At 43.0% G+C, this 25,484-nt stretch carries 36 protein-coding genes and 1 pseudogene; 29 read left to right on the forward strand and 8 right to left on the reverse strand.

Features of this window, described 5'->3' with window-relative positions; all coding sequences use genetic code 11:
* Positions 1-16 precede the first annotated feature (16 nt).
* From ABM313_RS15025 to ABM313_RS15040, 4 genes are read left to right on the forward strand one after another with little or no spacing between them, the layout of a single operon-like run.
* On the forward strand, positions 17-235 hold the full coding sequence (locus ABM313_RS15025; protein ID WP_434683990.1) for a hypothetical protein: 219 nt from the start codon (positions 17-19) through the stop codon (positions 233-235).
* The gene (locus ABM313_RS15030; protein ID WP_434683991.1) at positions 223-1,260 is read left to right on the forward strand and encodes a metal-dependent hydrolase; all 1,038 of its coding nucleotides are present in this window, start codon (positions 223-225) and stop codon (positions 1,258-1,260) included. The genes ABM313_RS15025 and ABM313_RS15030 overlap by 13 nt, the downstream gene beginning before the upstream one ends.
* Entirely contained in the window at positions 1,244-2,359 is a 1,116-nt protein-coding gene (locus ABM313_RS15035; protein WP_434683992.1) for a hypothetical protein, read from the forward strand. The genes ABM313_RS15030 and ABM313_RS15035 overlap by 17 nt, the downstream gene beginning before the upstream one ends.
* Positions 2,360-2,369: 10 nt before the next feature.
* On the forward strand, positions 2,370-3,212 hold the full coding sequence (locus ABM313_RS15040; RefSeq protein ID WP_434683993.1) for a hypothetical protein: 843 nt from the start codon (positions 2,370-2,372) through the stop codon (positions 3,210-3,212).
* Here ABM313_RS15040 and ABM313_RS15045 read toward each other — a convergent pair.
* Positions 3,209-4,444: a hypothetical protein gene (locus ABM313_RS15045; protein ID WP_434683994.1), complete on the reverse strand. Its 1,236-nt coding sequence runs from the start codon at positions 4,442-4,444 to the stop codon at positions 3,209-3,211. The two genes, ABM313_RS15040 and ABM313_RS15045, sit on opposite strands and share 4 nt — an antisense overlap.
* 124 nt (positions 4,445-4,568) lie before the next feature.
* Here ABM313_RS15045 and ABM313_RS15050 point away from each other — a divergent pair, with 124 nt between their 5' ends.
* The gene (locus ABM313_RS15050) at positions 4,569-5,177 is read left to right on the forward strand and encodes a thermonuclease family protein (protein WP_434683995.1); all 609 of its coding nucleotides are present in this window, start codon (positions 4,569-4,571) and stop codon (positions 5,175-5,177) included.
* Between the two features lie 113 nt (positions 5,178-5,290).
* Positions 5,291-5,815, forward strand: a complete 525-nt coding sequence (locus ABM313_RS15055) for a hypothetical protein (RefSeq protein ID WP_434683996.1) — start codon at positions 5,291-5,293, stop codon at positions 5,813-5,815.
* Positions 5,816-5,874: 59 nt separating this feature from the next.
* Here the strand turns inward: ABM313_RS15055 and ABM313_RS15060 are convergent, their stop codons facing one another.
* The 3 genes and pseudogenes from ABM313_RS15060 to ABM313_RS15070 form a co-directional block, all read right to left on the reverse strand.
* Positions 5,875-6,069, reverse strand: coding sequence for a hypothetical protein (locus ABM313_RS15060; protein ID WP_434683997.1), 195 nt, complete (start codon positions 6,067-6,069; stop codon positions 5,875-5,877).
* A gap of 47 nt (positions 6,070-6,116) precedes the next feature.
* A complete protein-coding gene (locus ABM313_RS15065; protein WP_434683998.1) occupies positions 6,117-6,311 on the reverse strand; it encodes a hypothetical protein in 195 nt (64 codons plus the stop codon).
* A gap of 59 nt (positions 6,312-6,370) precedes the next feature.
* Positions 6,371-6,523 (reverse strand): annotated as a pseudogene (locus ABM313_RS15070) (IS4 family transposase); the annotation flags it as partial.
* A gap of 100 nt (positions 6,524-6,623) precedes the next feature.
* On the opposite strand from ABM313_RS15070, the gene ABM313_RS15075 reads away from it, so the two are divergent.
* Complete coding sequence (locus ABM313_RS15075) at positions 6,624-7,970, forward strand: CHAT domain-containing protein (RefSeq protein WP_434683999.1); 1,347 nt, start codon at positions 6,624-6,626, stop codon at positions 7,968-7,970.
* Between the two features lie 77 nt (positions 7,971-8,047).
* On the forward strand, positions 8,048-8,665 hold the full coding sequence (locus ABM313_RS15080; protein WP_434684000.1) for a DUF4113 domain-containing protein: 618 nt from the start codon (positions 8,048-8,050) through the stop codon (positions 8,663-8,665).
* On the opposite strand, the gene ABM313_RS15085 is transcribed toward ABM313_RS15080, so the two are convergent.
* Entirely contained in the window at positions 8,662-8,907 is a 246-nt protein-coding gene (locus ABM313_RS15085; protein ID WP_434684001.1) for a hypothetical protein, read from the reverse strand. The two genes, ABM313_RS15080 and ABM313_RS15085, sit on opposite strands and share 4 nt — an antisense overlap.
* Positions 8,908-8,935: 28 nt before the next feature.
* Between ABM313_RS15085 and ABM313_RS15090 the strand changes: the two genes are divergently transcribed.
* The 3 genes from ABM313_RS15090 to ABM313_RS15100 are packed head-to-tail and all read left to right on the forward strand — an operon-like array spanning position 8,936 to position 9,556.
* Positions 8,936-9,145 (forward strand): hypothetical protein, encoded by a 210-nt coding sequence (locus tag ABM313_RS15090; RefSeq protein WP_434684002.1) that lies wholly within the window; start codon positions 8,936-8,938, stop codon positions 9,143-9,145.
* A 23-nt stretch (positions 9,146-9,168) separates the two neighbouring features.
* A complete protein-coding gene (locus tag ABM313_RS15095; protein WP_434684003.1) occupies positions 9,169-9,411 on the forward strand; it encodes a hypothetical protein in 243 nt (80 codons plus the stop codon).
* Positions 9,392-9,556 carry a hypothetical protein gene (locus ABM313_RS15100; RefSeq protein ID WP_434684004.1) on the forward strand — a complete coding sequence of 55 codons (165 nt, stop codon included), beginning with the start codon at positions 9,392-9,394 and terminating at the stop codon, positions 9,554-9,556. The genes ABM313_RS15095 and ABM313_RS15100 overlap by 20 nt, the downstream gene beginning before the upstream one ends.
* 789 nt (positions 9,557-10,345) lie before the next feature.
* Here the strand turns inward: ABM313_RS15100 and ABM313_RS15105 are convergent.
* Positions 10,346-10,549, reverse strand: a complete 204-nt coding sequence (locus tag ABM313_RS15105) for a hypothetical protein (RefSeq protein WP_434684005.1) — start codon at positions 10,547-10,549, stop codon at positions 10,346-10,348.
* A gap of 641 nt (positions 10,550-11,190) precedes the next feature.
* Positions 11,191-11,616: a hypothetical protein gene (locus tag ABM313_RS15110; RefSeq protein ID WP_434684006.1), complete on the reverse strand. Its 426-nt coding sequence runs from the start codon at positions 11,614-11,616 to the stop codon at positions 11,191-11,193.
* A gap of 94 nt (positions 11,617-11,710) precedes the next feature.
* Here ABM313_RS15110 and ABM313_RS15115 point away from each other — a divergent pair, with 94 nt between their 5' ends.
* From ABM313_RS15115 to ABM313_RS15135, 5 genes are all read left to right on the forward strand, one after another.
* The gene (locus ABM313_RS15115; RefSeq protein WP_434684007.1) at positions 11,711-12,148 is read left to right on the forward strand and encodes a hypothetical protein; all 438 of its coding nucleotides are present in this window, start codon (positions 11,711-11,713) and stop codon (positions 12,146-12,148) included.
* 240 nt (positions 12,149-12,388) lie between these two features.
* Positions 12,389-12,688 carry a hypothetical protein gene (locus tag ABM313_RS15120; protein WP_434684008.1) on the forward strand — a complete coding sequence of 100 codons (300 nt, stop codon included), beginning with the start codon at positions 12,389-12,391 and terminating at the stop codon, positions 12,686-12,688.
* A gap of 7 nt (positions 12,689-12,695) precedes the next feature.
* Positions 12,696-13,115, forward strand: a complete 420-nt coding sequence (locus ABM313_RS15125) for a hypothetical protein (protein ID WP_434684009.1) — start codon at positions 12,696-12,698, stop codon at positions 13,113-13,115.
* Positions 13,116-13,186: 71 nt separating this feature from the next.
* Positions 13,187-14,101 (forward strand): ArdC family protein, encoded by a 915-nt coding sequence (locus tag ABM313_RS15130; protein ID WP_434684010.1) that lies wholly within the window; start codon positions 13,187-13,189, stop codon positions 14,099-14,101.
* 154 nt (positions 14,102-14,255) lie between these two features.
* Entirely contained in the window at positions 14,256-14,516 is a 261-nt protein-coding gene (locus ABM313_RS15135; RefSeq protein ID WP_434684011.1) for a hypothetical protein, read from the forward strand.
* A gap of 72 nt (positions 14,517-14,588) precedes the next feature.
* Here the strand turns inward: ABM313_RS15135 and ABM313_RS15140 are convergent, their stop codons facing one another.
* Entirely contained in the window at positions 14,589-14,726 is a 138-nt protein-coding gene (locus tag ABM313_RS15140) for a hypothetical protein (protein ID WP_434684012.1), read from the reverse strand.
* A 75-nt stretch (positions 14,727-14,801) separates the two neighbouring features.
* On the opposite strand from ABM313_RS15140, the gene ABM313_RS15145 reads away from it, so the two are divergent.
* From ABM313_RS15145 to ABM313_RS15205, 13 genes are all read left to right on the forward strand, one after another.
* Positions 14,802-14,996: a hypothetical protein gene (locus ABM313_RS15145; protein WP_434684013.1), complete on the forward strand. Its 195-nt coding sequence runs from the start codon at positions 14,802-14,804 to the stop codon at positions 14,994-14,996.
* The gene (locus ABM313_RS15150) at positions 14,989-15,453 is read left to right on the forward strand and encodes a hypothetical protein (protein WP_434684014.1); all 465 of its coding nucleotides are present in this window, start codon (positions 14,989-14,991) and stop codon (positions 15,451-15,453) included. The genes ABM313_RS15145 and ABM313_RS15150 overlap by 8 nt, the downstream gene beginning before the upstream one ends.
* Before the next feature lie 69 nt (positions 15,454-15,522).
* Complete coding sequence (locus ABM313_RS15155; RefSeq protein ID WP_434684015.1) at positions 15,523-15,714, forward strand: hypothetical protein; 192 nt, start codon at positions 15,523-15,525, stop codon at positions 15,712-15,714.
* A gap of 272 nt (positions 15,715-15,986) precedes the next feature.
* Positions 15,987-16,325, forward strand: coding sequence for a DUF3768 domain-containing protein (locus tag ABM313_RS15160; RefSeq protein WP_434684016.1), 339 nt, complete (start codon positions 15,987-15,989; stop codon positions 16,323-16,325).
* Between the two features lie 91 nt (positions 16,326-16,416).
* Positions 16,417-16,701, forward strand: a complete 285-nt coding sequence (locus ABM313_RS15165) for a hypothetical protein (RefSeq protein ID WP_434684017.1) — start codon at positions 16,417-16,419, stop codon at positions 16,699-16,701.
* Between the two features lie 37 nt (positions 16,702-16,738).
* Complete coding sequence (locus ABM313_RS15170) at positions 16,739-16,948, forward strand: hypothetical protein (RefSeq protein ID WP_434684018.1); 210 nt, start codon at positions 16,739-16,741, stop codon at positions 16,946-16,948.
* The gene (locus ABM313_RS15175) at positions 16,945-17,334 is read left to right on the forward strand and encodes a type II toxin-antitoxin system VapC family toxin (protein ID WP_434684019.1); all 390 of its coding nucleotides are present in this window, start codon (positions 16,945-16,947) and stop codon (positions 17,332-17,334) included. Before ABM313_RS15170 ends, ABM313_RS15175 begins: the two co-directional genes overlap by 4 nt.
* 95 nt (positions 17,335-17,429) lie before the next feature.
* The gene (locus ABM313_RS15180; protein WP_434684020.1) at positions 17,430-17,651 is read left to right on the forward strand and encodes a helix-turn-helix domain-containing protein; all 222 of its coding nucleotides are present in this window, start codon (positions 17,430-17,432) and stop codon (positions 17,649-17,651) included.
* A 79-nt stretch (positions 17,652-17,730) separates the two neighbouring features.
* Positions 17,731-20,742 (forward strand): BPTD_3080 family restriction endonuclease, encoded by a 3,012-nt coding sequence (locus tag ABM313_RS15185; RefSeq protein ID WP_434684021.1) that lies wholly within the window; start codon positions 17,731-17,733, stop codon positions 20,740-20,742.
* 3 nt (positions 20,743-20,745) lie between these two features.
* Positions 20,746-21,033 carry a toxin gene (locus ABM313_RS15190; protein ID WP_434684022.1) on the forward strand — a complete coding sequence of 96 codons (288 nt, stop codon included), beginning with the start codon at positions 20,746-20,748 and terminating at the stop codon, positions 21,031-21,033.
* Between the two features lies 1 nt (position 21,034).
* Positions 21,035-21,310, forward strand: a complete 276-nt coding sequence (locus tag ABM313_RS15195) for an antitoxin (RefSeq protein WP_434684023.1) — start codon at positions 21,035-21,037, stop codon at positions 21,308-21,310.
* A gap of 6 nt (positions 21,311-21,316) precedes the next feature.
* The gene (locus ABM313_RS15200) at positions 21,317-24,106 is read left to right on the forward strand and encodes a site-specific DNA-methyltransferase (protein WP_434684024.1); all 2,790 of its coding nucleotides are present in this window, start codon (positions 21,317-21,319) and stop codon (positions 24,104-24,106) included.
* Between the two features lie 17 nt (positions 24,107-24,123).
* Positions 24,124-25,482 (forward strand): AlbA family DNA-binding domain-containing protein, encoded by a 1,359-nt coding sequence (locus ABM313_RS15205; RefSeq protein WP_434684025.1) that lies wholly within the window; start codon positions 24,124-24,126, stop codon positions 25,480-25,482.
* The last annotated feature ends 2 nt before the right edge of the window (positions 25,483-25,484 follow it).

A 25,484-nucleotide genomic window follows, 5' to 3' on the forward strand; every position in this document is an offset into this window, starting at 1 on the left:
GTTGTGAGTTTGCCACATGGTCAAGGGTATCTATGGAGACGAGTACAAACAGTTCAAGGGCGATCAATGGGTCAATGTCTATCGGCGGGACTGTATGGATCGCGCTATTTATTACGCAACTATGCAAATTGACGATCTGAAATGCCGAGAGGATCTGGAAGATTTTCTACTTGAACCAGTTACGGAAATGGGTGATGTGATGTCAGTCGAGGAGGCTAAGCAATGCTCTCGATAACTCATGCTGCGATCGCTACTTGCTCTGTATCGTTAATTATTGGCACAGCCGATCCCCTTGTTCTCGCGGCAAGTGCGATCGCGTCACAACTGCCTGACGTGGACAGCACGAAATCCTATACAGGTATGGTGCTTTACCCAATTGCCAAATACCTAGAATCAAAATTTGCCCATCGGTCGGTAACACATTCATTTCTTGCCACAGGCATTGTGACAGCCATAACCGCACCCATTGCCCTGTGGTTTAGTTGGCAAATATGGCTCGGAATTGCGATCGGTTATTTCTTTGGCTGGTTCTCTGATGCCTTTACCAAAAGCGGTGTTGCCGCGTTTTATCCGAGTACGGCAAGGCTAGTAATACCAGGGAATCCCAAAGCTAGGCTCTCGACTGGTGGCAATGGTGAATATTGGATTTTAGCGATCGCGATCGCCTTACTCATAATTTCTTGTCAATTTATTAGCAATGGTGGAGTTACCGAGCTATTTGAAAGATCTTTTTTCCGTAGCGCCCAAACTGCCGCAGATATCTTTAAAAAAAGTGGTTCTTACCAACAGGTATTTGTCAAAGTTACTGGAATCAACGCGGCAACTTCAGAGCAGATCGTAGACAGAGAATTTAAAGTAATTGCGGCTAATGAGTCATCGGTTATTGGTCGAGATGCGAATGGGGACTTGTACCAGATTGGCAGTAATGAGACATCTCAAATCCGCCCCAGTAGTGTAGAGACTCGACTTGGTGAGAAAATTTCGATTCAAGCGATCGAGGTTGAGCCTAAAGATATGTTTGTGTCTGAATGGCTTCAGTCAGTACCAAGCAATGCTTTGATTTCTGGCAATTTACTTGTCGATAATGTGGAATCTTTGCGATTTCCCCTAGAACAAAAGACCTTTAATACCTTTCGACTATCAGGAGGACAGATAGAACTAACAAATGCTCAAAAACAAAATCTAGAGCCAATTATGGACTCATTCATCTTGGATGGTAAGGCAATCATTAAGGTGCGTAGTGATGAACCGATACGATAATCTTCCTGAAATACTTGGTACAGCGATCGCCCAACAGTTGATCGACAATGGTGCAGCAGATGAGGTAAAGGCTTCAATGCTAGCAACATTGAAAAAGCATAGAGAACAAAAGCGTAAATCTCGCAGGGAGAGACTTTTAGTGGCGATCGCTATTTGTTGGATAGGCGGAAGCTTTGGTTTTTGGATTGGTGGAAAATTACCTTTTGCGATTGCCCAGTCGGAAGGCAATCAAGTTACCGCACCCAAGGAACCCACGACACAGCCTAGATTGTTGCGAATCACTTTAACTTTGAGTGACCCCAAAGACTTGAAAGTTAAAGAAAAAGATTTCTTGCAAAAGGATGCCATCATTAGCGATCGCACAGACGAAAGAACAAGACTGCAAGCACAACGCTCTGAATACTTGGCAACTATTAAAAGGTTGTCACTAGAGCCATCGAAACCAATTGAACCTCTGTCAGTGCGGAAAGCTCCTGAATTGCCTCCACAATCGTTTGCGGAATATGAATCAGAAGTAGATTTTCAGCGCATTAAGGTTGAACGAGCTAAGAATCAAGTAAGTTTGCAGCAGAGAAAAATCGATCTAATCGCTACTCTTGATCCTAAAGATTTGCCGTCTGGAGTGGAAGCCCATGAGAATGAAAAGCTTGCTCAAGTTAAGGCTGATCTGGCTAAGGAAGAGGCAATGCTTCAACTTCAGTTAGGTAAGTTTGAAACTGCCAAAGCGAATCGGGCTTTGAAAGAATACGATTCTCAAGAGGCGGCTGTAAGGCTTGCCTTGCAACAAAATCAAACCCAGATGGAGTATCAAAAAGCGCTTGCCGAATATAACCGTTCGGAACAAGAACGTCAGTTTAGGATTGCGGAAATCAGATCAAAGATTGCTGATGTCGAAAATAAATTGCAAGAGTTGTCAACGGTTCGCGCCCAATTTGCTAGTGAGGTTAAACGGATTAGATATGTTAAGCAGGTTAATAACCAGATCGATGTTGAGTTGTTTTTGTATGTTGCCGATCGCAGCGACAAGCGTATTCGCACAAACAGCAAAGGATCTAGCTCCACCCCCTTCAACCAAGAATCCTTTACCAAGCCCAATTAGATTAGAGCGTGTGGATGGTAAGCCTGTTATTACTATCGATCGCCCAGCCAATAAGCCAGTTGTAAATGTTAACACTGTCAAACCTGTGAACGGTTCTAGTGGAAATGGAGAAGATGAACCCATTGAAGGATCTGGTCTAGATGAAAAACTCGATCAACGGGAGGAATCAGAGCAGTTTGAAATGCTGAAGGGCGATCTGCCCTGCTTGGATTCAACACCTGAGTGTATTAAGCAGTTGGAGCAATTAGCGATCGCTAATAGTCCCGAATTAAGAGCGATCGATGCTCAAATTGCAAGTTCATCGGACGCGGTGAAGTTGGCTAAAGTTCAAGGTGAAGGCTCATTTATTGAAAGTATTCAGCCCTTTGTTAGTGCGATCGCCCCAATACTTTTGCAGAATTCCAGACCTCTTGCATTTGGCGAAATTCGTACATCCTTAGAGTCAAGATTATTGTTTGAGGCACTTCCCACAATCATTAGTGGACGAGCAACATCTGATGCTAACCAGACCAGAAACAATCAAGCTAATGCCGATCTTGCGATCAAATTAGCTCAACTCGAAAAAACTAAATCTGAAATTGCGATCGCGATCAAGGGCAAAGTTACCGATGCTGTAATTGCTTTTGAGCAGATTCGAGATGAGTCGGATCTGCAAAGTACCATTGTGAGGCGGGAAGAAGTCAGAGCTAAATTGATTGAGATTTCTTACCGACTAGGGGAAGGTACAACCACTGAACAGATTGCCAGATTAAACGAGATGGACAGAAAAAAAATAATCGCAGCTCAACTAAAAAGTAAGCTGCGATCGCAAGCGCTCCGTATTCAGAGGCTGTGTAAGGGTTCTGAGACTTAGTTCACCTTGACAAACAATTCATTGTTTGTGCAGCGTGGCGCTACGAATTCGGGCAAATTCGAGAATGTTTCTTGGGCGTTGCTACCCTTTGTAAATAAGGTAGCTGCCAAGATTGGTGCGTTTGATGTACTGCGGATTTGTGCTAAGCCACAGGCATTAGTCCGACTATTTACGGTGCGAACGCCTGGTACTTCAACATTGAGGATCGAGCGATCGCCAAATTTATTAGGTGCAGCACCGTTAATATTTAAGCCCACAACCTCAGACAAAAATACTTGTCCATTTGGTAGCTTGAAGTTTGGCGCAGTTGGCACAAACTCAAAGGCATAATTGCCACCACTCAACAAGCATCTTGGACGTGCTGCGGCTGTGGGTAAAGTGTCAGTATTGACAGATAAACCGTTTACTTTGACTGTGCCACTTACGGGATTTGTGGCAGATCCAAGAAGTAAACCACCGCAGCGATCGCTAGTTGCCGATCTGATATTGGGAGCGCCTTCAAAGGTAGTAGTAATTTCTGTGAATGGAGCACCGTAATACCAGATAGATGTGCCATCTCGGAAGGTTGCGGGGATTGTTGGCGCAGGCGTGATTGAGGATGCTTTCGCGAATATGTTGCCGCTTACACAATTAAATAGAGATACTGGCAAACTTCCCCAAGCAACGGGCGCACCGCCATTTACAGAAATATTTCCATAGCCAGAGGGTGGATTTGTTAGCCCGAATCCACAGGCATTAAGAGTAATGAATCTGCTCACAGGTGAAGAATCTGTATAGGTCAGATCGAGAACTCTTGAAGGTGGCAACCCAACTAGCAAGATCGAGTTATTTGGAGCATGATAAGCGCCATTTGCCTGATCGCTAGGAAGTGGCGAAGATGGCACGCCATTAACGCAAGTAGGCACTTCACGAACAGGCAAAGCCAAAACCGACGCGACGTTTACTGTTTGTGCTACATAGGAAATTGAGCTACCCAATCCATTTGCATTTGGAACAACTGCAAAGCCACATGCATTTACTCGAACAGTTCTAGTCCTTGGCTGCCCAGTCCCAAGATCAGGTGTAAAAGTTACGGGTACTTGTGTTCTAGGTGTTCCCGAAACACCAACTCTAACGCCACTTGTTCCAGTCTGCACAAAAACACTTGGCAATTGTGCAAATGCTTGACCACCTGATGAGATCGCCCCTGCAATCACAACCCCAAACAATCCAAATTTAATTAATCGCTTCACTTGTTTAGTCCTCAATATTTATCTATACAAATATCTGAGGACAAATTGATTAATCTAATAATAGCCTGAGCCTAGCTATATGCAAGGACTTAGGCTATTTTTTTATTGGTTAAGCGTGGCAACCATGAAAGAAAAGTTTGTCGAGGCAATTGTTACGATCATTGTGATCGCAGGAATAGCCAGTTTTTTCTTTTGGCAAAATCACCAACGGGAGATTGCTAAAAGCCCAAGCTACGAAGGTGACAAACCAACGCTCTCCCGTCCGATAAGATTGGCAGATACTCAGTTTAGAATCTGCGAAACAACCAAAGTTTCCGACGGTGACACGATCACCGTTGATTGTGATGGGGAAAAGTTGAAGCTTCGTTTTTGCGGGATCGATGCGCCTGAGTTAAGTCAGCCGTTGGGTGCAGAGTCCAAAGCTTTGATGTTGGAGCTAGTCGAGGATAAGCAAGTTGTAATTAGACCGATTGAACTAGATCGCTATGGTCGGACCATTGCCGAAGTGGAGGTAAAGAGCGATCGCAAGGGTAGCAATGGGGAATATGAGATTTTGTTTGTTGGGGGTGAAATGGTCAACGCTGGTATGGCTTATCACTATAGGCAATTCTCTGGGAACTGTCCCAACAGAGAAATAATTGTCAGTGCCGAAGAGGAGGCAAAGTCTAAGAAAGTCGGTGTGTGGAGTGGCAATTATCAAAAGCCTTGGGATTACCGCAGATCCAAGCAGTAACAGATATCGTGACAATGTTTTCTGAATCTGTAACATTCACCGATCCACTATTGCTTAGTCAGTAACGCTCTGCGATCCTGATGCAATCAATTTTGTCACAGGAGATGTTACAAATGTCTGAAATGGTTACTATGTCTGTGCCTAAGACCTACTCTAACAAAGAAATCGCGAGTATTCTGGGATGTTCTGAAGAGTATGTACGGCAGCTAAAAAATCGCAATGAAGAAGCTCTGATCGGATTGTGGGGAAAAGATGGCACTAAAACTGAGTGGACTCAAGAGGGATTGGACAAACTCGCTGAACTTGCGAATACTCTTGAAGCAAAAGAGTATCGTGCAAGTGCCTTGGCTAGAAGGACGGCTGAAGCGATCGCTGTCGATCGGGCGGAGTTGAATTGTCCCGATTCTCAAGATTCCCCTAGAACAGGTCAGGAAGTATCAGCCTATGAGATTCCAAGCCCAACCGCAAAAGGCGGAAGGTATGCAGATTTGCCTGAGAAAGTGGGAACTGCGATCGGCAATCGGATTCTTGACAATGATGGACTAAAGCGGATGGACAAAGCTGCTGCCATGACCTTGCTTAAAGCCGCAAATCTAGGCGATATTGGTATTGATATAGATGCTTTGCTAGGCAACTAGAAAATTATCCCCATCACATTTTGAAGCGATCGCCTGTCCGCAAACAGCGATCGTTTTTTTCATTTAACAAACAAAGGAATTATCTGCATAATCGAATAACCAGCGATCGGTCCCGCGATCGCCATAGCCACAAACCAAGGAAATATCTGCCAAATGCAATATGTCATCACACCCAAAGCTGTGATCGCAGGGATGAAAAATAATAGGCGTAGGTATCTGAGTTTTGATTTGGGTTTGGCAGATTTTAGTTCCATGATTGAATTGTTCTAGTGGAAAGGTGCAACGCATCACTACTCTCAAATTAATTACTTTTGCTACTGATTTGAAGCCTTAGACCTTGACTATCTAACCACTGTGCAAACTCATACACAGCTTGGCTTTTATTGTTTGCTGCAAAATCTTTTACCCATTGGTGATCGCTATCATTGCCCAGTGCAGCCGCGACATGCCCCAAACATAAAGGTAATAACTCAGGCTCAGGATTTTCTTCTTCCAAAATTGCTGATAAATAAGCAGCAGATTCTTCTGGATCTTTAAGAGAATCAACTAAGTATTGGCTTTGCCGCTAAATCCTGTGGCAATTTCTGCCAAATTCACTGTCCTTACTCGTATTAGCGCAATAAGAAATGTAGCCACAAAGGCTAGTCTTGCTGCATTCTATTGTAGATGCGGCTGCAACATTTCTCGGAATAGGTTAATCTCTTTGATAGGGGTTTTATGGTTGATGTGGTTATCTTTTATAAAACCCTTTCCTCTCTAATTTCGCAACTTTTTTGCCCTGTACTTAGTCAAAATCCATAACTATACTATGCAACGTAGACAGATTCTGAAAGCCATCCCTTTTTTTATATCTACTTGGGCTTCAGCAACTTACGCTCAGAATCGTCCAGATGATGCCGTTCGACTATTTGACTTAGCAGCTTCAAAGCATAAACGAGAGCTTAGGGATTTATGGAAAGCGCGAAATGCACCAAGCATTAGACTTAGTGACGTATCTTCTGAAAGTATTGCAAGAGTTTTAAAAGTCAGATCAGAAGACAGTAGAATAGACCGAAGAGGACGATATGGTGAAATAACATACCCAGACAGAACTGCCCTACTCTTTTACTCTTACGATAAGGAAAATCTCCAAGTTTGGCTAGTCGATGCTCTTGGAATACAGGCATATGAAAGTCAAAGGATATCTAAGCAACATATTAGCGAAGCAATTATAAAACTGAGAAATTCACTTAATGTAGATTCGCTGCAACGTTCTCGTGTGCCACGGCTACGAGAACGTATTAAAGCTGGAACAGTCGATGATAATGAAGGGGAATCACAAGATCACTCTATCAATAATCTGACTCAGATTTTATTGCCAACTACAGTAGCTAACAAATTGGATACTGTAGAACATCTAATCATCGTACCAATTTTGGAGATTGGTATAGTTCCTTTCGCTATCCTGAGACCGTTCAGAGACAACTCATTTCTGATTGACAGAATGTCTATTTCTATAGCTCCTAGCTTGTTCGATCTTAGCCAAGCTTTGCATGAAGATAATTCAAGAGGTTTATTAGAATCTCCATTGATTGTAGGCAATCCTTATCTTCCAAAAAGTACTATTTGGTCAGTTCCACCTTTGCCTGGGGCGGAGAAGGAAGCCCAAGCTGTTGCAAAAATGATGAATGCTATCCCACTTCTTAGAAAGGAAGCGACAAAGGCAGAGATTGTTTCGAGAGCTAGGACATCAAGTTTGCTCTACTTTGCAACACATGGTGTTGCAAGTAGTCAAAATCCCTTATCCGATAGCTTTCTCATGTTGTCAGCAGAGAGATTCGATCAAGGTTGGTGGACTGCACAAGAGATCCAAAGTACAAGACTTAGAGCGAGAATTGCTATATTAAGTGCATGTCAAACAGGTTTAGGTAAAGCACATGATGCTGGTATTATAGGGCTTTCAAGGGCATTTCAAATAGCTGGCGTACCACGGGTAGTAATGAGTTTATGGAGTGTGGATGATCAAGCAACGAGCCAGTTAATGCAAACATTTATAAAACATCTGGAAACTCAATTCCCATCCGAAGCATTACGACAGGCAATGCTTGAAGTTAGGCAAGAATATTCTGAACCTTCTAAGTGGGCATCGTTTGTTGTATTTGGTACTCCAAGATAGTTATGCGGTAGGGTTATGGATGATAGTCTGCGGCTGCTCAGTTAAGAGATGCGAATGAATCATTAATCAAGCAAATCATGGGCATTGTCGGTGTAAGGATCATGCATGAACTGCGAGGTTTGTCTTGTCTGCCATTGGAAGCGATCGCTCCACCGCAAAAGCATATGATTTGTTCGCGATCCTTTGGTCAACCTTTGACTAGTCTCGCACAAATGCATGAAGCGATCGCCCACCATGCAGCGAGGGCGGCGGCAAAATTAAGGCATAGAAAATTAAGAGCTTCGGTTCTAGGGGTATTTCTGACAACTAACCGATTCAAGCCTGATGAACTGCAATACAGCAATTCGGTTACAGTTGCTTTGCCGACGGCAACAAACAGTTCTCAAATATTGATTCGGTATGCCAAGCTCTGTATGACAAGTTTGTTTCGCGAAGGATTCAGTTATAAAAAATGTGGTGTTAGTCTGAACGATTTAAGCTCGGTTGATGCGGTGCAGTTGGATTTGCTATCACCCGCAGTTGATCGCCATGATGAAAAGTTAATGGCAGTAATTGACACACTGAACAGACGTTATGGAACTGGAACGATTCGGTTTGCCAGTGAGGGGATTAGGCAAGAGTGGAGAATGCGTAGTGATCTGCGATCGCCGAGGTTTACAACTAACTGGGATGAAATACTAGTAGTGAAGAGTTAGACAGATTGCAAAATCAATTCGTTAGGAATCGAAACCCAAACACTAAACTGGTTATCATTGGGCGCGATTAATACTGCCATGCCCAAATCTAAATCTCGTCTGCATCCTGCGATCGCATCGTTGAGGGAGTTATAAGCTTTATCGGCTACGAAGATTTTGCCTAGAAAAATAATCGCCTGTTCAGTGCCAACAACGGTATTGATTACAATCGAGCGAACTTGGTTTAATGAATTGAGGATCATTGCTTTTGCCTTGTGAACGTTTTTCTCTATGGGATTAGTATCGCGTTCTATCAAGGTTGGGGATGCGATCTCGAATCTATGCTCCTGTGATGTTGGGTGTGGGAATATGCGATCAGGATCACAAATGTCTCGACCTACTCAAAGTGCTAGTAGTCCCAAGGTATTGGTTGTTTACAGTGATTGTCCCTTCGTTTCCGTGAGCCAAAAAATCTTTACCAATAGCGATCGCTCTTATTAGGAATTAGAGCTAGGCAGATTTTTATGGCTCACTTAGCCCACTACCCAGAAACATTGATACTTCGTGTCCGAACCTGTGCTGTCATCGTGCTATTCGGCAATCTTCCTGCGATTGCCCAAGATTACCGATCGCACCATGACAAAGGCACAAGAGGCACAGCGATCGCTATTCAGTTTGCAAAGCCCGTAACTGATTATCGATTCGCCGTGCCAAGAATCAGTGGAAAACAATATCTATGGCAAAGCTTTGTACCCAGAAAACATTGATTTCCGTTGGTCAGTTTTATTCTATGGGGGACACCCCCACCCCCCCGATCCTGTATGGTTGCTTCGCGTCCGAACTGTGCCGATGCAGTGCGATCGCTTAGGGTTTCTGAGTGATTTTAATACTGGCGATCGCACCACATCGTAAGGCACAAATAAGCAAAGCGAAAAACAAAGATCTTCCTGTCTACACCCAAGATCTTTGTTTTTCGCCATGCCCAGAAACAACGGACTAAACTTTTATTTAATTGGGAAGTTTCCCAAAACCTCGATCGCATATTGATACTGCGTAATCCGAACCTGTGCTGTCATCACGAAATTTGCAAAATTCTCGAAGGGCTAAGCAGGAATTTTGAAAATTTCGCCATGACAAAGGCACAAAGAGACACAGTGCTATTCGCCGATCTTCCTGCTGCACCCAACATCGCCGATCGCACCGTGTCCGTAAGTTGAACGTTTGTTGATTCTCGTTCTAGGGGAAAGTTGTAAAAGCTTAGAGCGATCGCCCGAATAGTTTTCTCTGTAGCTTCGTTGGCGGAGGCGGGCTAGGTGCTAAGTAGCGATCGCTGTCTCAGAAATTTAGAGTTATTGCACCTGGCCCACCACCTCGAGTAACTAACATCTATATTGACGGGCAAAGCCCGATCCGAACTGTGCTGTCATAGTGCGATTTAATTGGCGATATAAGGGCTGAGCGATCGCCAATTAAATCGCACCATGACAAAGGCACGAAAGATCGGTAAGGCGAATCGCCATGACTACAGAGTTCGGTTCTATATCTTTAGCGATCGCACAGGTTATGTCTGCTACTAGCGCCCCGTTGGTAGCTTAGTTTACTGCCCTCGGTGAACAATACCCCCTGAAGTCGGTTAAATCGAGTGAGATACTTGTGGGTAGGGGTATTGTTCACCTTGGGGCTAGTTACTCGGTTGCTAGGTTATCCCGCTTGAAGCGAAGCATACGCTTCGCAGGTGATCTCTAAGAGAAAATTTTGCTGTCTATGTTGAGAGGTTTTACATATAATTGTTGCTTCGCATTTTGAATGTGCTGTTGCAGTGCGATCGCTTACCTCATTAAAGCCCAAGGTATCAGCAAGCGATCGCACCGCAACAAAGGCACAAAGAGCGACAGAGCTATTCACCGATCTTCCTGTCTAAGCCCAAGATCGGCGATCGCTCCGTCGTCAGAAACAAATGATGCTTCGCGTTTATGCGATCGGGCAAAATGCCATTTGTTTGATTGGGGAAGTTTCCCCAAACCCCTCGATCTCATTTTGACTGAACTTTTGTTGATTGAGCCGCAAAAGGTACAAATCCCAGCTTAGCAAGGGGCGCAAGGGGATTATTTGTTTATTTTGATAGACACCCCTTGCGCTCCCTTGCTCTTTGTGGGCTGTGTACCTTTTGCGGCTAGAAATATTGACTATACTTTTGTTTATGTGGGGATACCCCACACCCCGATCTATTGATGCTTCGCAATCAGAACTGTGCCAGCGCAGTGCAATCAAAAAAAGTTTTAAGGGCTGAGCAGACTTTTTTGATTGCACCGCACTGCGAAGGCACGAAGAAGCGCCGATTTCATCCGCGCCAAGAAATATAGACGGCAAAGCCGATTTGTTTAATCCGATCGCAGGGGGACGTTCATTGGCACTCCCCCTGCACCCCCTCGCCTAGTGTGTGTGGGGCGGTGGGGTTATCGGTGGGGTTCGAGTTTTCTGCTTAGGGCGGCGTTTTTTTGCCTCACCTCTAGCCCCCACTGGGGCGGCTGCGCCGCCCGAGTACCTCAGAGCCAGTCTGGGGATTCGAGTCCATCAACTAGCCAGTGTAGTTCGACAGTTACGCCTAGTCCTTTTGCTAGTGCTATAGTCCCCCACGTTCCTGATCCGTTTGCGCCTTTCCAGTTTTTAGCGGGCTTTAGTCCTTGTGGTGCTGGTTTGTTTGCCCATGCGTGGAGTGTCCCTCCTACGGATGCGATCGCCTTTACCATGCGAGTGCTTCTCTCTGCGTAGTGCCACTTTTCAGAGCCAGTTACTTCATATATTTTGAGTTCTCCATTTACTACCCAGTTTCTAGCTAGTTCATCCACTCCCGCCGCGTCGCCTATGTGCCACTCGTTGCCAGTGTGGTCTAGTTCCCATAGTTCATATTTGATTTGCTCCACTTGTTCAGTGGTTAGTTTTCTTGCTCCAGTCACTCCGATTACTGCCATTTTCTCTAGCTCTTTTTCTTTTTATTATATACTAATTGGTATATATTTACAAGCTTATAAGTTATAATATAGATCTGATTTCAAATGGATGTTTATGGACTTCGATCAACTTTATTTGCATTCCAAAAATCTTTTATCCAAGTATGGAAAGGCGGACAAAAGTAGTCTTACCGAAGATAGAAAAATTGTTTGGATTGGTAAACAGCCTTTGTTTACAAAAAAGATGGAGATTGCAGGACATGACGACCAAGTTATCAAAGCGATCGCTACAGAGATTTATCCAACCCACGACTATATTTTGATCTGTGGCGGCAACACTGAAATTAATCCCCATCGTGATGCTACTTACGCTTTACCAGAGGCAGTTTCGATTAATTTAGGTGGTATGGCATATTTTGACCATGAGGACGGCTGCAAATGGCTAAAGCATGGCGATGTCACTGCATTTAATTGCAAGAAGTTACACGCAATTTTAGAGGCGGATCTAGACCGAATTTCGATATGTATATGGCGAAAAAATCCTAAGTGGTAAGTTCTATAAAAAGTTACCGTAACCTCAAAAATTAGCCCCCTCCTAGTCTGCAAGCAGCGTTAAGCAAAGGATTAAGGAGGAGGCTAATTTTTTTGAGCTTACTAGAAAATTTTCTTTAAAAATAAATACTAGAAAGATTGTAATTATATACTAATTAGTATATAATTAGATTAATCGAAAGAGGCAAAAAAAAAGACCGCCTCTGAGAGACAGCCAAAAAAATTCTTACTTGGAGTTTATATGCCTTTCACCGAAATGTCCATTGATGTACCTCCAGAAACCATCTCAGAGATTGCTGAAGAGTACTGCCAAAATCAACGCGATCAATACGGTTCAGTCTTCTACAAATCGGATGTAGAGGACATGGTGACAAACCTTCTAGCTGATGCTTACGAAGAGATAGTTCGTGAGTTGCCACGATTGCTGACGAATCCCAACAGCAAGGCAATTGATTTTAGTTTGCTAATTCGGCAGCGTACATCAAATCTAGTGGAGGTCGATAGCGATCGCCTATATCAAGTCGAATCAATCGCTGCCTAGTTCTCTCATGGCGATTGTCACCTATGGCGATCGCCTCTCACAAATAATTTTATTCACTTCCATTCTGAAAATGAACACATCCACTTTAAATAGATTGCCTCAAGCGATCGCAGATCAAAGTTATAAAATCTTGGCACTGGATAAAAAAATTCGAGAAGTGCGCGAGACTGTGGCTAGTTTTGAAATCGAAATCGAACGGACGATTGCTTTCTCTCAAGACCTCAAAAATGATTCACAGCGTAAATCTCTTAAGTCTCAAATGATTCTAGAGAATGAAGCCTTACAAGACAGTTTGAAGCATTTACAAGCCTTAACAACTGAGAGAGAAGAAAGCTCGATTGAATTGACTTTGTTGCGAGATCGCTTTGCAATTGCCAAATTAGAGGCAAGGGAGCGGATCGCTAAGACTGAAAGTTTAGCTGCCTAGTTTACTCATTGCGATCGCTTCTCTCTAGCGGCGATCGCCTCTCAAGTCCACTTAAATTTATTACTAAAAATATGACTAAGCACGAACCAAGCGATAAGTTTGAGATCGTTACGGATAGACTCATCCAAATTTTGGAAACTGGTGTTAAACCTTGGTCTAAGCCTTGGCACTCTCAAACCTCAGAGAGCATCTTTCGCAACATTGTTACAGGGCATTGCTACAAAGGCATCAACCCAATCATCTGTTTGATTGACATCCTAACTTTAGGAGACGATCGCCCGTACTTTGTGGGCTTTAGTCAGGCTAAAGATCTTGGCTGGAAACTGCAAAAGGGAAGTAAATCCACTTGGTTGCGCTGGGGTGGCACGGTTGCCAAATCGACTGAGAACGAGAACGGCGAGACTGAAAAGCAGTTTTACAATGCTTGCAAATGGCTGAACGTTTTTCATGTCAGTTTGTTTGATGACTCAGAGGCAAAAATTAAAATTGCTGATTATGCTGCCAAGTATGAAGCTCAAAAGCTTGAAGTCATTAACCCCGATGCAAGGTTGCAAGAAGCCGATCGCCTTATTAATGCTACAGGTGCAAAGATTCGCTATGGCGGCGATCGGGCTTGCTATTCTCCACAGGTAGACGCAATTCTATTACCTCAGTTTGAGCAGTTCACTAGCGCATCTAGTTTTTATGCAACGGCAATCCACGAACTGACTCACTGGACAGGACATCAAAGCCGATGCGATCGCGATTTATCGGGCAGGTTTGGATCTTCTAAATATGCCTATGAAGAACTGATCGCTGAGATTGGGGCGGCTTTTACTTGTAACCATTTAGGCATTAGTGGCGAGATGGAAAACTATGCAAGCTATATCGGCTCATGGATTAAAGCTTTGAAGGATGACAAAAAGTATTTCTTCAAAGCGGCGACCGAGGCGAGAAAAGCCAGTGAGTTTCTACTTAATGCCAACAGTCAACAGTTAGCCGCCTGATTCTTTTTGAGCTAGTCAAAGGCGATCGCCTCTCAGTGTTAACTCTTGCTTTAAATACGGTGCGATCGCCTTTGACTAGCCTCGCCCCTGCGAGGTTAGCTTTTTTCTCTTTCTCTACTTTCCCCTAGAACTTTAACTTTAATTCAAAACAATCATGATTGAAATTATTGCTACTGCGATCGTCCTTACCCCTGCCCAAATTGATCGGGTTATCCGTTGCGATCGAGTTCTCTCTGTCCGAGTCACTAGCGAAGAATCAAGTAAATATTTTCAGTGTGTCCGAAAGATTGAAGCCGATCTTGATTTGCAGCTTGTCCCCACTGTGAAAGAGTGTCGCAAGAAGCTTTCTAGCCCTTTTTGGAATGCCTCAAGGGAAGACAAGAAGACATTTAGAAATTGTCTCAAAGGTATTTAATCTTTTCTCAATCAACTTTATTCAGTAAGTAAATTATGGAATGCCCAAATTGCGGAAGCACAAACACTGACTTTAATCCTCATTTTCTTTGCTATGAGTGTGATGATTGCAGTAATCAGTGGGACTTTCAAGACGCTCACGAAAGCGCAACAGAAGCTCTAAGGGCTGAACTGGAAAGGAATTGGGAGGCTGAAGAGTAAGTCTATCCATTGCGATCGCCTATCAATTCCGTTAAGCGATCGCTTTCCCCTAGAACACAATTTTTATTCACTTTCCCCTAGAACAATGACTGAAAAACAACGGGCTTTACTTCTCTTTTCTATTAGAGAATTACAAATGAGCATCCAATACGATCGCGATGGAATGCTTGCTAATTTGAAAGAATTTTACGGTGTGGCGATCGGATCTGCCGATGAGCTTTTTACTACTTTGGAAGATTTGGCTAAAACAGTTAATTTGGAGGGTTTGGACAATGGCTAACATCACAATGGCAACGGGTAAAGTCAAGTATGGCTGTGGTAAACCTAAAGACTTTGGGCATGGCGATCGAATTAACGCTGTAGTTACTCTCGACAATGGTGAAGAGGTCAAATTATGGGGTAAGCCAGATGATCAAGATTTGCTGAGTTTAAGAAAAGGACAGGCAGTAAATTTGATCTATGACGGTAAAAATTACAAGCTGGTAAACTCTCAACCCGTCGCCAGTTCTCAAACCGTTCCTACTTCTCAAATTGCACCCGCACCCATTGCCAGTTCTAATTTATCGACAGAACAAAAAAAGGCGATCGCCGAGTATATCGAAGGACGTGCCGATCTTCTTAAGTATTGCTGGACGACGGCAAAGTTGAAACTCGGAGATGTCACCACTGATGAAGAATCTTTACGGAGTGCTGCTAGCACTTTGTTTATAGCGGCTCAGAAGAAGTTCAACTTGTAACCCTTTGCGCTGATTTGGGGAGTAGCGCCCCCACTAGTCAACCCTATCAATTTTGTGAGTATCAGAACTATGGATTTAATTTGCCCAAACTGCGGAAGTCATGAAGTTTATGAAGCAATCAACTTTTTTAAGTGTGAGACTTGCTCAACTATTTGGACAGACAAAGACGATGAACTAAACGAGCCAGATTTTAACTTGTCTGCACATCAAGAGTATTTAGCTGAATGTGCCTATGAAGATTCTTTTGCAGACTTAGGTTAATTCTTTGGGCTGATTTGGGGAGTAGCGTCCCCTGAGAACATTTAACTTTTTTATTTCTTACTGATATAGATGAAATTGCGAACAGGTCAAACAATTGGCTGGACTTGGTACTTTGCCAAGCCGACACAACGCCGCCCGATCAATTGGTTTATAGGATTTTTTTGGATTCAAATTACCAACTAATCTCTAAATCTTGGAGCCTCTGTACTTGCTACGAACAACTACAGAGGCAACCCAACCAACCCTTGTAAAATCAATCAGGTAACTCAATTATGTCTCAATCCACAACCCCCGCAATGATCGCCCAACTGAATGACCAGTTTCGTCGCGGCGATCGCACCTTGGGAATTTTCAATGCTACGGTTAGCGTCGCCAACTTGCCCCCCGAACGACTCGCTGCTATTACCACAGCGATCGCAGATTTTGATGACTTCAACCCAGATAACGATCCCTATGGTGAACATGATTTGGGATTTATTGAGTTGGATGGCGATCGCTATATTTGGAAAATTGATTATTTAGATCGGGATTTGAAATATCTCAGCAAAGACCCCGCAGATCCAAGGCTGACTAGACGAGTAATGAATATCATGTTCGCCAACGAATATTAAATACTGGGGGGATTGCTTAGCCAGTCCCCAGCCAAATATGCTCTTTGTAGTTTATAAAAACCAACTAACTAATTTATAATCACAGACTTATATGTTTACTCTAGAAAAACCTGTGACTGCTCAAGAGTTGACCGAAAAACAATTAGAAGCTATTAAAACTAGGGCGATAAAGCTGTGGGGAGATCGCTTTTGGATAGCTAAATTAGCCGCCGCTTACGAAGAGGCAAATGGGTTTGAGCCAAAATCCAAAGATCCTGTAGTGCGGAGATGGTTTAGAGATGGCACAGTACCATCACTCGAATCTTTTAACGGTTTGCTTCTTGCCGTCGGTTGCACAATGGCGATCGACTGCCCAACAACTGAGAGGATTTTGTGAGTGCTATATTGCATAAATGACCAAGGAGGCAAACCGAATGACTGTCACCACAAAACAGCAAATCATCCAAGAAGTTGAAGCCATGTCAGAAAGTGAGTTGACCAAGGTTCTCAAGTTGCTGCAATCCTTTGGTTTAACTAAGCACAAGCCTCAAATCGCTGATGCTAAATACCCCTTACGTGGTTTACCAGTGGAATATATCGATCCCCTAGAACCAGTTGCCCTCAGTGACTGGGAATTAGCATGATTGTTTTAGATACACATATCTGGATCTGGTGGGTGCATGGCGATCCTAAGCTCAGTCCAACTGCGATCGCTGCCATCCAAGCCCATGAGTCTGATGTAATTGGGATAAGCGCCATATCCTGTTGGGAAATTGCCAAGCTCGTTGAATACGATCGCTTGAAATTGCCCTGCGAAATTTCCAAATGGTTTGAGCAAGCTTTGTCTTATCCCGCAGTCCAATTACTAGACCTAACGCCCGAAATTGCGATCGCCTCAACGCAGTTAATTGGTTTTCATCGCGATCCATCCGATCAAATCATTACCGCAACAGCTAAGGTGTACGATTGCCCACTTGTCACCGCAGACACAAAGATATTGAGCTATTCGGGTGTATCGACTATTGCTTGAAATTGTTCGCGATCTCGTAAACATTGCTTTTTTGTCACATAAAAGCTAAAAAGTATCTGATACAGTGAAAATATCACTTGATAAATTTCGCTGTCATGAAGTTACAGGTAAAAAGTTATTCAAATTTAATTAGTGAACTTCAGTCAAGGTTAAATCTAACCCAGACCGAACTCGCGAAGAAAGTTGGCATATCCTATCCTTCGCTTAGTCGATGGCGTAATGGGCATCATCAACCGTCACCGATGGCGATCGCATTGTTAAAGCAAGTGGTTCTCGATTTGGGCGATCGGGGGACAGATTTGCAACAGTATTTCTAGGCTCTTGTTGTAGAGATTATTTTTTTGTGCGATCACGTATCACTTGATATAAAAACATTGTTCTAGGGGAAATTGGTTGATGACCAAGCAATTCTTTGAAAGTCCTATTCTTAACTCTCCTTATAAAATTCCTCTACAACATTGGGAACTTGATAAGTCTGGCCAGCCAACAAATAAAATTACCGAAACAAGACGATCGGCAGAATTTGTTTCTCCTATTCCCAAACCAAGAAAGCGTAAAGTTTCTCAAGGCGAACTATTTACTGAGCAGGAAATTTCAACTGATAAACAAAAGTATGCGATGTCTCTGTTTATCAACAGCATTCGCGAGAAGGTGAGTGAGTGGCGATCGCTACCAAATCCTGAAAGCTGGAAAGTAACACCAGAAACCGCTAGACTTTTGCAGCATTGGCGAAGTCATCCGTTTGCAAGCGTAAGACCTTTTTTCTGTCAGATTGAGGCGGCTGAAACTGCTATTTGGTTGTCAGAAGTTGCGCCCAAACTTGGAAAACAAGGGCAAAACTTTATTGATACTATCAACCAAGCAAACCTAGATGCTAATCCCGAAATTTGGCGTGTTGCGTTAAAACTTGCTACTGGAGCAGGTAAAACTACAGTTATGGCGATGCTGATCGCATGGCAAACAGTAAATGCTGTGCGCCATCCATCAAGCAAAAAATTTACACGCGGATTTTTAATCATCACCCCAGGAATTACGATCCGAGATCGCTTACAAATATTGCAACCTAACCATCCTGATAATTACTACAGCACCAGAGAATTAGTACCACAGGATATGTTAGGTGAAATTGCAAAAGCCAAGATTGTAATTACTAATTACCATGCCTTCAAACTGCGTGAGCGCTGGGAAATCGCCGCAGGTACACGCAAACTATTGCAAGGACGTGATGAACCTCTTCAGACCTTAGAGACTGATGGACAAATGCTTCAGCGTGTTATGCCTGATCTGACGGGAATGAAAAATGTTTTGGTAATCAATGATGAGGCTCACCATTGCTATCGTGAAAAGCCAGATAACGATGAATTAGACGATCTCAAAGGTGATGATAAGGACGAGGCAAAGAAAAACAACGAAGCTGCGAGGCTCTGGATTTCCGGGATTGAGACAGTCAAGAAGAAGCTCGGTGTTGATGTGATCTATGACCTATCAGCAACACCATTCTTTCTAAGAGGATCTGGCTATGCCGAAGGTACTTTATTTCCTTGGACTGTGAGCGATTTTTCTCTCATGGATGCGATCGAGTGTGGGATTGTCAAATTGCCCCGCGTACCCGTATCCGATAACGTTCCAAATGAAGATATGCCTAAGATGCGTAATCTTTGGGAGCATATCCGCAAAAAAATGCCGAAAAAGGGGCGCGGATCTGGAGGCAGTTTAGACCCTTTGAGTTTACCTGCGGAATTACAAACTGCTCTTGAAGCTTTGTATGGTCACTACGCAAAAACCTACGAACAATGGCAAGCGATCGGTATCCGAGTCCCACCAGTGTTTATCGTGGTATGTAACAACACATCAACATCGAAGCTTGTGTATGACTTCATATCAGGGTTTCATCGTGAGGGAGAAAATGATGAAACTAGCTACAATGCAGGACGATTAGAGTTATTCCGTAACTACGATGAATATGGCAACCGATTAGCCAGACCACGAACTCTTTTAATCGATAGCGAGCAGTTAGAGTCAGGTGATGCCCTTGATAACAATTTTCGAGAAATTGCAGCCGACGAAATCGATCGCTTTCGCCGTGAGTTAGCGCTCCGCAAAGGTTCGGCTGAAGTGGAAAAGCTGACCGATCAAGACCTATTGCGCGAAGTTATGAATACTGTAGGCAAAGAGGGCAAGTTAGGCGAATCGGTGCGCTGTGTAGTTTCAGTTTCCATGCTTACTGAGGGATGGGATACAAACACCGTAACCCATGTTCTAGGGGTTCGTGCTTTTGGTACACAGCTACTTTGTGAGCAGGTAATCGGACGTTCTTTGCGCCGCTATTCCTACGAACTCAATGACGATGGTTTATTTGATGTGGAATATGCCGATGTGTTGGGTATTCCCTTTGACTTCACGGCTAAGCCCGTTATTGCCAAGTCCAAACCGCCCAAAAACACAACCCATGTCAAGGCAATTAGTCCCGATCGCGATGACTTAGAGATCAAATTTCCCCGTGTTGAAGGCTATCGCGTGGAATTGCCTGAAGAAAGGCTATCGGCTGTCTTTACTCAAGATTCAGTACTAGAACTTAATCCCGATCTTGTCGGCGCGACCATTACGCAAAATTCGGGCATTGTTGGCGAAAGCGTAGAGCTAAACGTGAAGCACCTAGACGGAATGCGACAATCTACTATTTTGTTCAACCTGACTAAGTATCTGCTTTACAACAAGTACCGCGATCCCAACGAAGATCCTAAGATGCACTTATTTGGGCAACTCAAACGGATTGTAAGGCAGTGGATTGATGGAGGATATTTACGCTGTACGGGTAGCACATTTCCTGCACAGGTGCTTTATCAGGAAATAGCAGATATGGCTTGCAACAAAATCAAAGCTGCTATTACTGAAGCAATGATAGGCGATCGCCCCATCAAAGCGATCCTCGATGCTTATAACCCCATTGGCTCAACCCTTGGTGTCAGTTTTAATACTTCAAAGCAAACCCTATGGCAGACTGCGCTAAATAAGAGTCATATCAACTGGGTTGTCTGCGATAGTGACTGGGAATCTGAATTTGCCCGTGTTGCCGAATCTCATCCCAGAGTGCGATCGTATGTCAAAAATCAAGGCTTAGGTTTTGAAGTCCCCTATCTCTATGGCTCCACACCCCGCAAGTACATTCCAGATTTCATTGTGCAAATAGATGACGGTCTAGACGACTTACTTAATCTGATTGTTGAAATCAAAGGTTATCGCGGTGAAGATGCTAAGCAGAAAGCCAGCACCATTCGTAATTACTGGGTTACAGGGGTAAATAACTTAGGCAAGTTCGGACGTTGGGAATTTGCGGAGTTTACCTCGGTGTTTGAGATTGACTCAGACTTTCATAAGTTAATTGATTCATTGATAAAAAAGGAATGAATAATGCCCCAAGAACCATTAAAGCCTTTTCGGTGGAATGTCGATAAAAACAGTCAACTACAACTAGAGAGGCAAATTAACTTTCCAACTATCGTATCGGCTATAACAGGAGGCAAACTACTTGATACCATCGAACATCCAAATCAGGAGAAATACCCAAATCAAAGAATTTTTATTGTAAAGATTGATCGCTATGTTTATCTCGTTCCTTTCGTAGAAGATGATACCGAGTTTTTTCTCAAGACCATTATTCCCAGTCGCAAAATGACAAAACAATACTTAGGAGAATGACATGACTATCCAACTTGATGAAGAAGAACAAGACATTTTAGATTCTGTAGAACGAGGGGAATGGCAATCTGTCCCAAACCTACAGCAAGAGATCGAGCGCTATCAAAGTCACGCCCAAGCCTATGTGCAGTCCATCCAAAAAATTACTATCGAGCTGCCCAGTAGCGATATTGAGTCACTGCAAGAGCTAGCGAGTAGTTCGGGTGTATCGATACCTTTGCTCTTGTCTAGCATCATTCATCAATATGTCGGTTCTCAATCTATTCGTCAGTCGTAAATAACCATGCCTCCACGCAAGTCCAGCAACCAGTCCAAGAAAGTCGAAGCGCTCAAACACGAAGAAGCCAAGCGGCGCAATATTCCCACAGCCGAACATCAATCGGTCATGGCGGAAGATGAGAAAAGCCCGATCCGTGTTGCCTACGATCGCCGCAATCGTGATCTCGATCCGCAGTTGGTATGGCGCGGCAAGGATGAACAGGACTGGTCAGATTTGGTTGTGTCGGCTCCACCTCTATACATTCAAGAAAAGGTACATCCAAAAGCGATCGTTGACGATTTGCGCCGCCAAAGTCAGGAGCGATCGGAGGCAACTCAAGATACGCAGTTAGATTTGTTTGCTGATTTTAACGGTTTACCAAAGGATGCAACGGCGACGGAATTTTACAAGCATGATGCGAACTGGACAAATCGCATGATTTTAGGGGACAGCCTTCAGGTGATGGCAAGCCTAGCCGAGCGTGAGGGTTTGCGCGGTAAGGTGCAATGTATCTATCTCGATCCGCCCTATGGGATTAAGTTCAATTCTAATTTTCAATGGTCAACGACAAGCCGAGATGTGAAAGATGGCAAGCTTGAGCAGATTACCCGTGAACCTGAACAGGTCAAAGCTTTTCGGGATACTTGGCGCGATGGTATTCATTCTTATTTGACTTATTTGCGCGATCGCTTGACGGTGGCGAGAGATTTATTAACGGAAAGTGGTTCTATTTTTGTTCAGATTGGGGATGAAAATGTTCATCGGGTTCGCCTACTTTTGGACGAATTAATTGGTGAAAACAACTTTATTGCTGAAATTCATTTTCGTTCAATGATGCCTATGGCATCTGGACAAATTGAAAATGTTTTTGATCATATACTTTGGTTCGCAAAGTCGAAAGAGTCTCTCAAGTACAGAGATTTAAAGCGATTAAAAAATTTTGGTGCTGACTCTGAATTTAATCTTATTGATAATAAAGATGGGATTTTTCAAAGATTATCAAAGCAAGAAATTTCAAGAGATGATGTAATTAATGCTTATCCTAATTTATTCAAAAGAAGTGACCTAGCGTCATCAGGGTATACTGCAAGCTGTACATTTCCAATTGAATTTAGAGGAGAAGTATGGAAAACTTCTTCAGGTAAATCTTGGCGTACTACTCGTAAAGGCATAGATACCCTTAAGAGAGCAGATCGTATTTTTACTTTAGGAACAAAGCCATATTACAAACTATTCTTTTCTGACTACTCCTATACATCTTTTGAAAATACATGGTCAGATACTATAGAATTTGAGGCAAAATCGTATGTTGTTCAAACTACACGAACAGTAATACAACGCTGTCTCCTCATGGCAACCGACCCTGGCGATCTAGTTCTAGATCCCACCTGTGGCTCAGGAACTACAGCCTATGTTGCCGAACAATGGGGAAGACGCTGGATTACCGTTGATACCTCTCGCGTTGCCTTAGCCCTAGCCCGTGCAAGAATCATGGGCGCACGTTACCCCTATTACCTCCTAGCTGACAGTCCCGAAGGTCAGCAAAAAGAAGCAGCAATTACTCGTACCATGCCATCCGAAACCCCGACACATGGCAACATTCGCTTAGGTTTCGTGTACGATCGCGTTCCCCACATTACGCTGAAATCCATTGCTAACAATACCGAAATCGATACTATTTGGGAGTCATACCAAACCAAGCTCGAACCATTGCGAGAGGCATTGAACAAAGAACTAAGCAAATCTTGGGAAGAGTGGGAAATACCCCGTGATGTTGAGGCGAAATGGTCTGACAAAGCCAAGCAATTGCATAATGACTGGTGGAAAAATCGCATTGCTAGACAGAAAGAAATTGATGCTTCTATTGCTGCTAAAGCCGATCAAGAATTTCTCTATGACAAACCCTATGAAGATAAAAACACTGTGCGGGTAGCTGGTCCATTCACCGTTGAAAGTTTGTCGCCTCACAGAGTCTTAGCAGTTGATGAAAATGATGACCTTATCGATCCAGATGCAAAACCAGATCGCGATAATGACGAAATCGACTTTGTAAATGTGATTCTGGAAAACCTCAAAACCTCTGGTGTGCAACAAGCCCACAAAGAAGACAAGATCAATTTCACATCGCTTGTCCCCTTTCCTAGTCAATACATTTGTGCCGAAGGTCGTTATGTCGAAGGTGAAAATGACAAAGAAAAACGCGCAGGTATTTTCATCGGTTCTGAATTTGGCACAGTATCCCGTCCCGATCTAGTTGCCGCCGCTAGAGAAGCGGGTGATCTTGGCTTTGATGTCCTAATTGCATGTGCCTTTAACTATGACGCTCACTCAGCCGAATTTAACAAGCTCGGTCGTATCCCGATCCTCAAAGCTAGGATGAACGCCGATCTACACATGGCGAATGATCTCAAAAATACTGGTGCAGGAAACCTATTTGTCATCTTTGGAGAGCCTGATATTGATATTAATACCCTTGACGATGGCAAGTTACAGGTCAAGATTCACGGTGTCGATGTCTTTCATCCCCAATCTGGTGAGGTCAGGTCTAGCAACGCCGATGAAATCGCATGTTGGTTCATCGACACCGACTACAACGAAGAAAGCTTCTTTGTCCGTCATGCCTATTTCTTAGGTGCGAGTGACCCATACAAGTCGCTCAAGACCACACTCAAAGCTGAGATTGACGAAGAAGCATGGTCGAGTCTTTACAGCGATACATCCAGACCTTTTTCTAAGCCTAAGTCTGGACGCATTGCGGTTAAGGTAATCAATCACTTAGGCGATGAAGTGATGAAAGTTTTTAGTGTGGTGTAGTTGGAGATTAACCAACCATGAGCGAGAATATCGATTTTTCAGAAATTGTAGAAAGAATTTTTCAGATCGATCCGACTAATCCTGAGTTTCTTATTACAGGAGAAACTACTGAGCTTGAGTTCAAAACCAGTTTTCACTCTCAAACTAACAAATGGGATGATTATGGTAGAACTATCGCGGCATTTGCTAATAATCTTGGAGGCTGTTTAGTTTTCGGCATTAAACCAGAAATGCCTCATCCTCTCATTGGGATGCAAAATGATAGCTTTGAAAACTTAGATAGTGAGCAATTAGCTAGCTACTTGAATAGTAGATTCTCTCCTGAAATATTGTTCAGAAAATATATCCATCAAATCGAAAACAAAAAGTTTGGACTAATTTATGTCAAGAAGTGCTATTTCAGACCTGTAGTAGCTACAAAAAATGGAGAGGATGGTAAAACTATCCGCGAGTCCGATATTTTTTATCGCTATGAAGCTCGTAGTGAAAGAATTAAATACTCTGAACTAATTCAAATTATTGATGAACGCAGACAACGCGAACAAGATATGTGGATGCAACACTTAAGAAAGATTGCGTCTATTGGTGTAGAGAACGCAGCAATTTTCAACCCTGACGATGGAACTGTTTCAGGAAACAAAGGGACATTCGTAATTGACTCAGAGCTACTTTCCAAAATCAGTTTTATTCGAGAGGGAGAATTTCAGGAGGTTTCTGGAAAGATCGGAGTCCCAACATTAAAGATAGTAGGAGATGTTGAAATCCTTGCTGCCGCAGGTGAAATAAAAAGAAATGTTTCTACTGAGAAAGAAAGAATTACATGCAAAGATATTTTTGAAGATTTTTTACTACAGAAAAAACCGAATCAACCAAGATTATATTTAGAGCAAGCTTGTTATGAAGATACATGGTTTTTACCTATCTATTATTACGCATTTTTAGCTGAGTTTGATATTGAAAAGTTGAAAGAAGTAATTGATACTCAAGAATCCATAAGAAATACGAAGAAACAAATTCTCGTCAGGATAAATACTGGAGACAAAAGCTTGTTCAAAGATATTTCTGGTTCATCTCAATCAGAAAGTCAACACAAAAAGTTGGAATTTCGACAATCTTTTATTTCTCAAAGTTTTTCTTCGGAGGCGATTGATGAAATCAGCAATGATGAGCAGCAAATTCAGTATGCTCTATCTTCACTGCAAAGTTTAAAGAGCGAAGAAATTGATATTGACTATATTTTTCCTATCCTTCATCTATGGCTTGGCAAATGGTATTTTAATGAAAATTCAAAGCCTATCACACGAACAAATTTTAATAAGGCAGTCTGCCACCTTGATAAAGAGATGTTTTTTCAAAAATTGACAAAAATAGAATAGAT

It is taken from the genome of Pseudanabaena minima str. Chao 2107 (assembly GCF_051131155.1).
Taxonomy (GTDB): Bacteria; Cyanobacteriota; Cyanobacteriia; order Pseudanabaenales; family Pseudanabaenaceae; genus Pseudanabaena; species Pseudanabaena minima.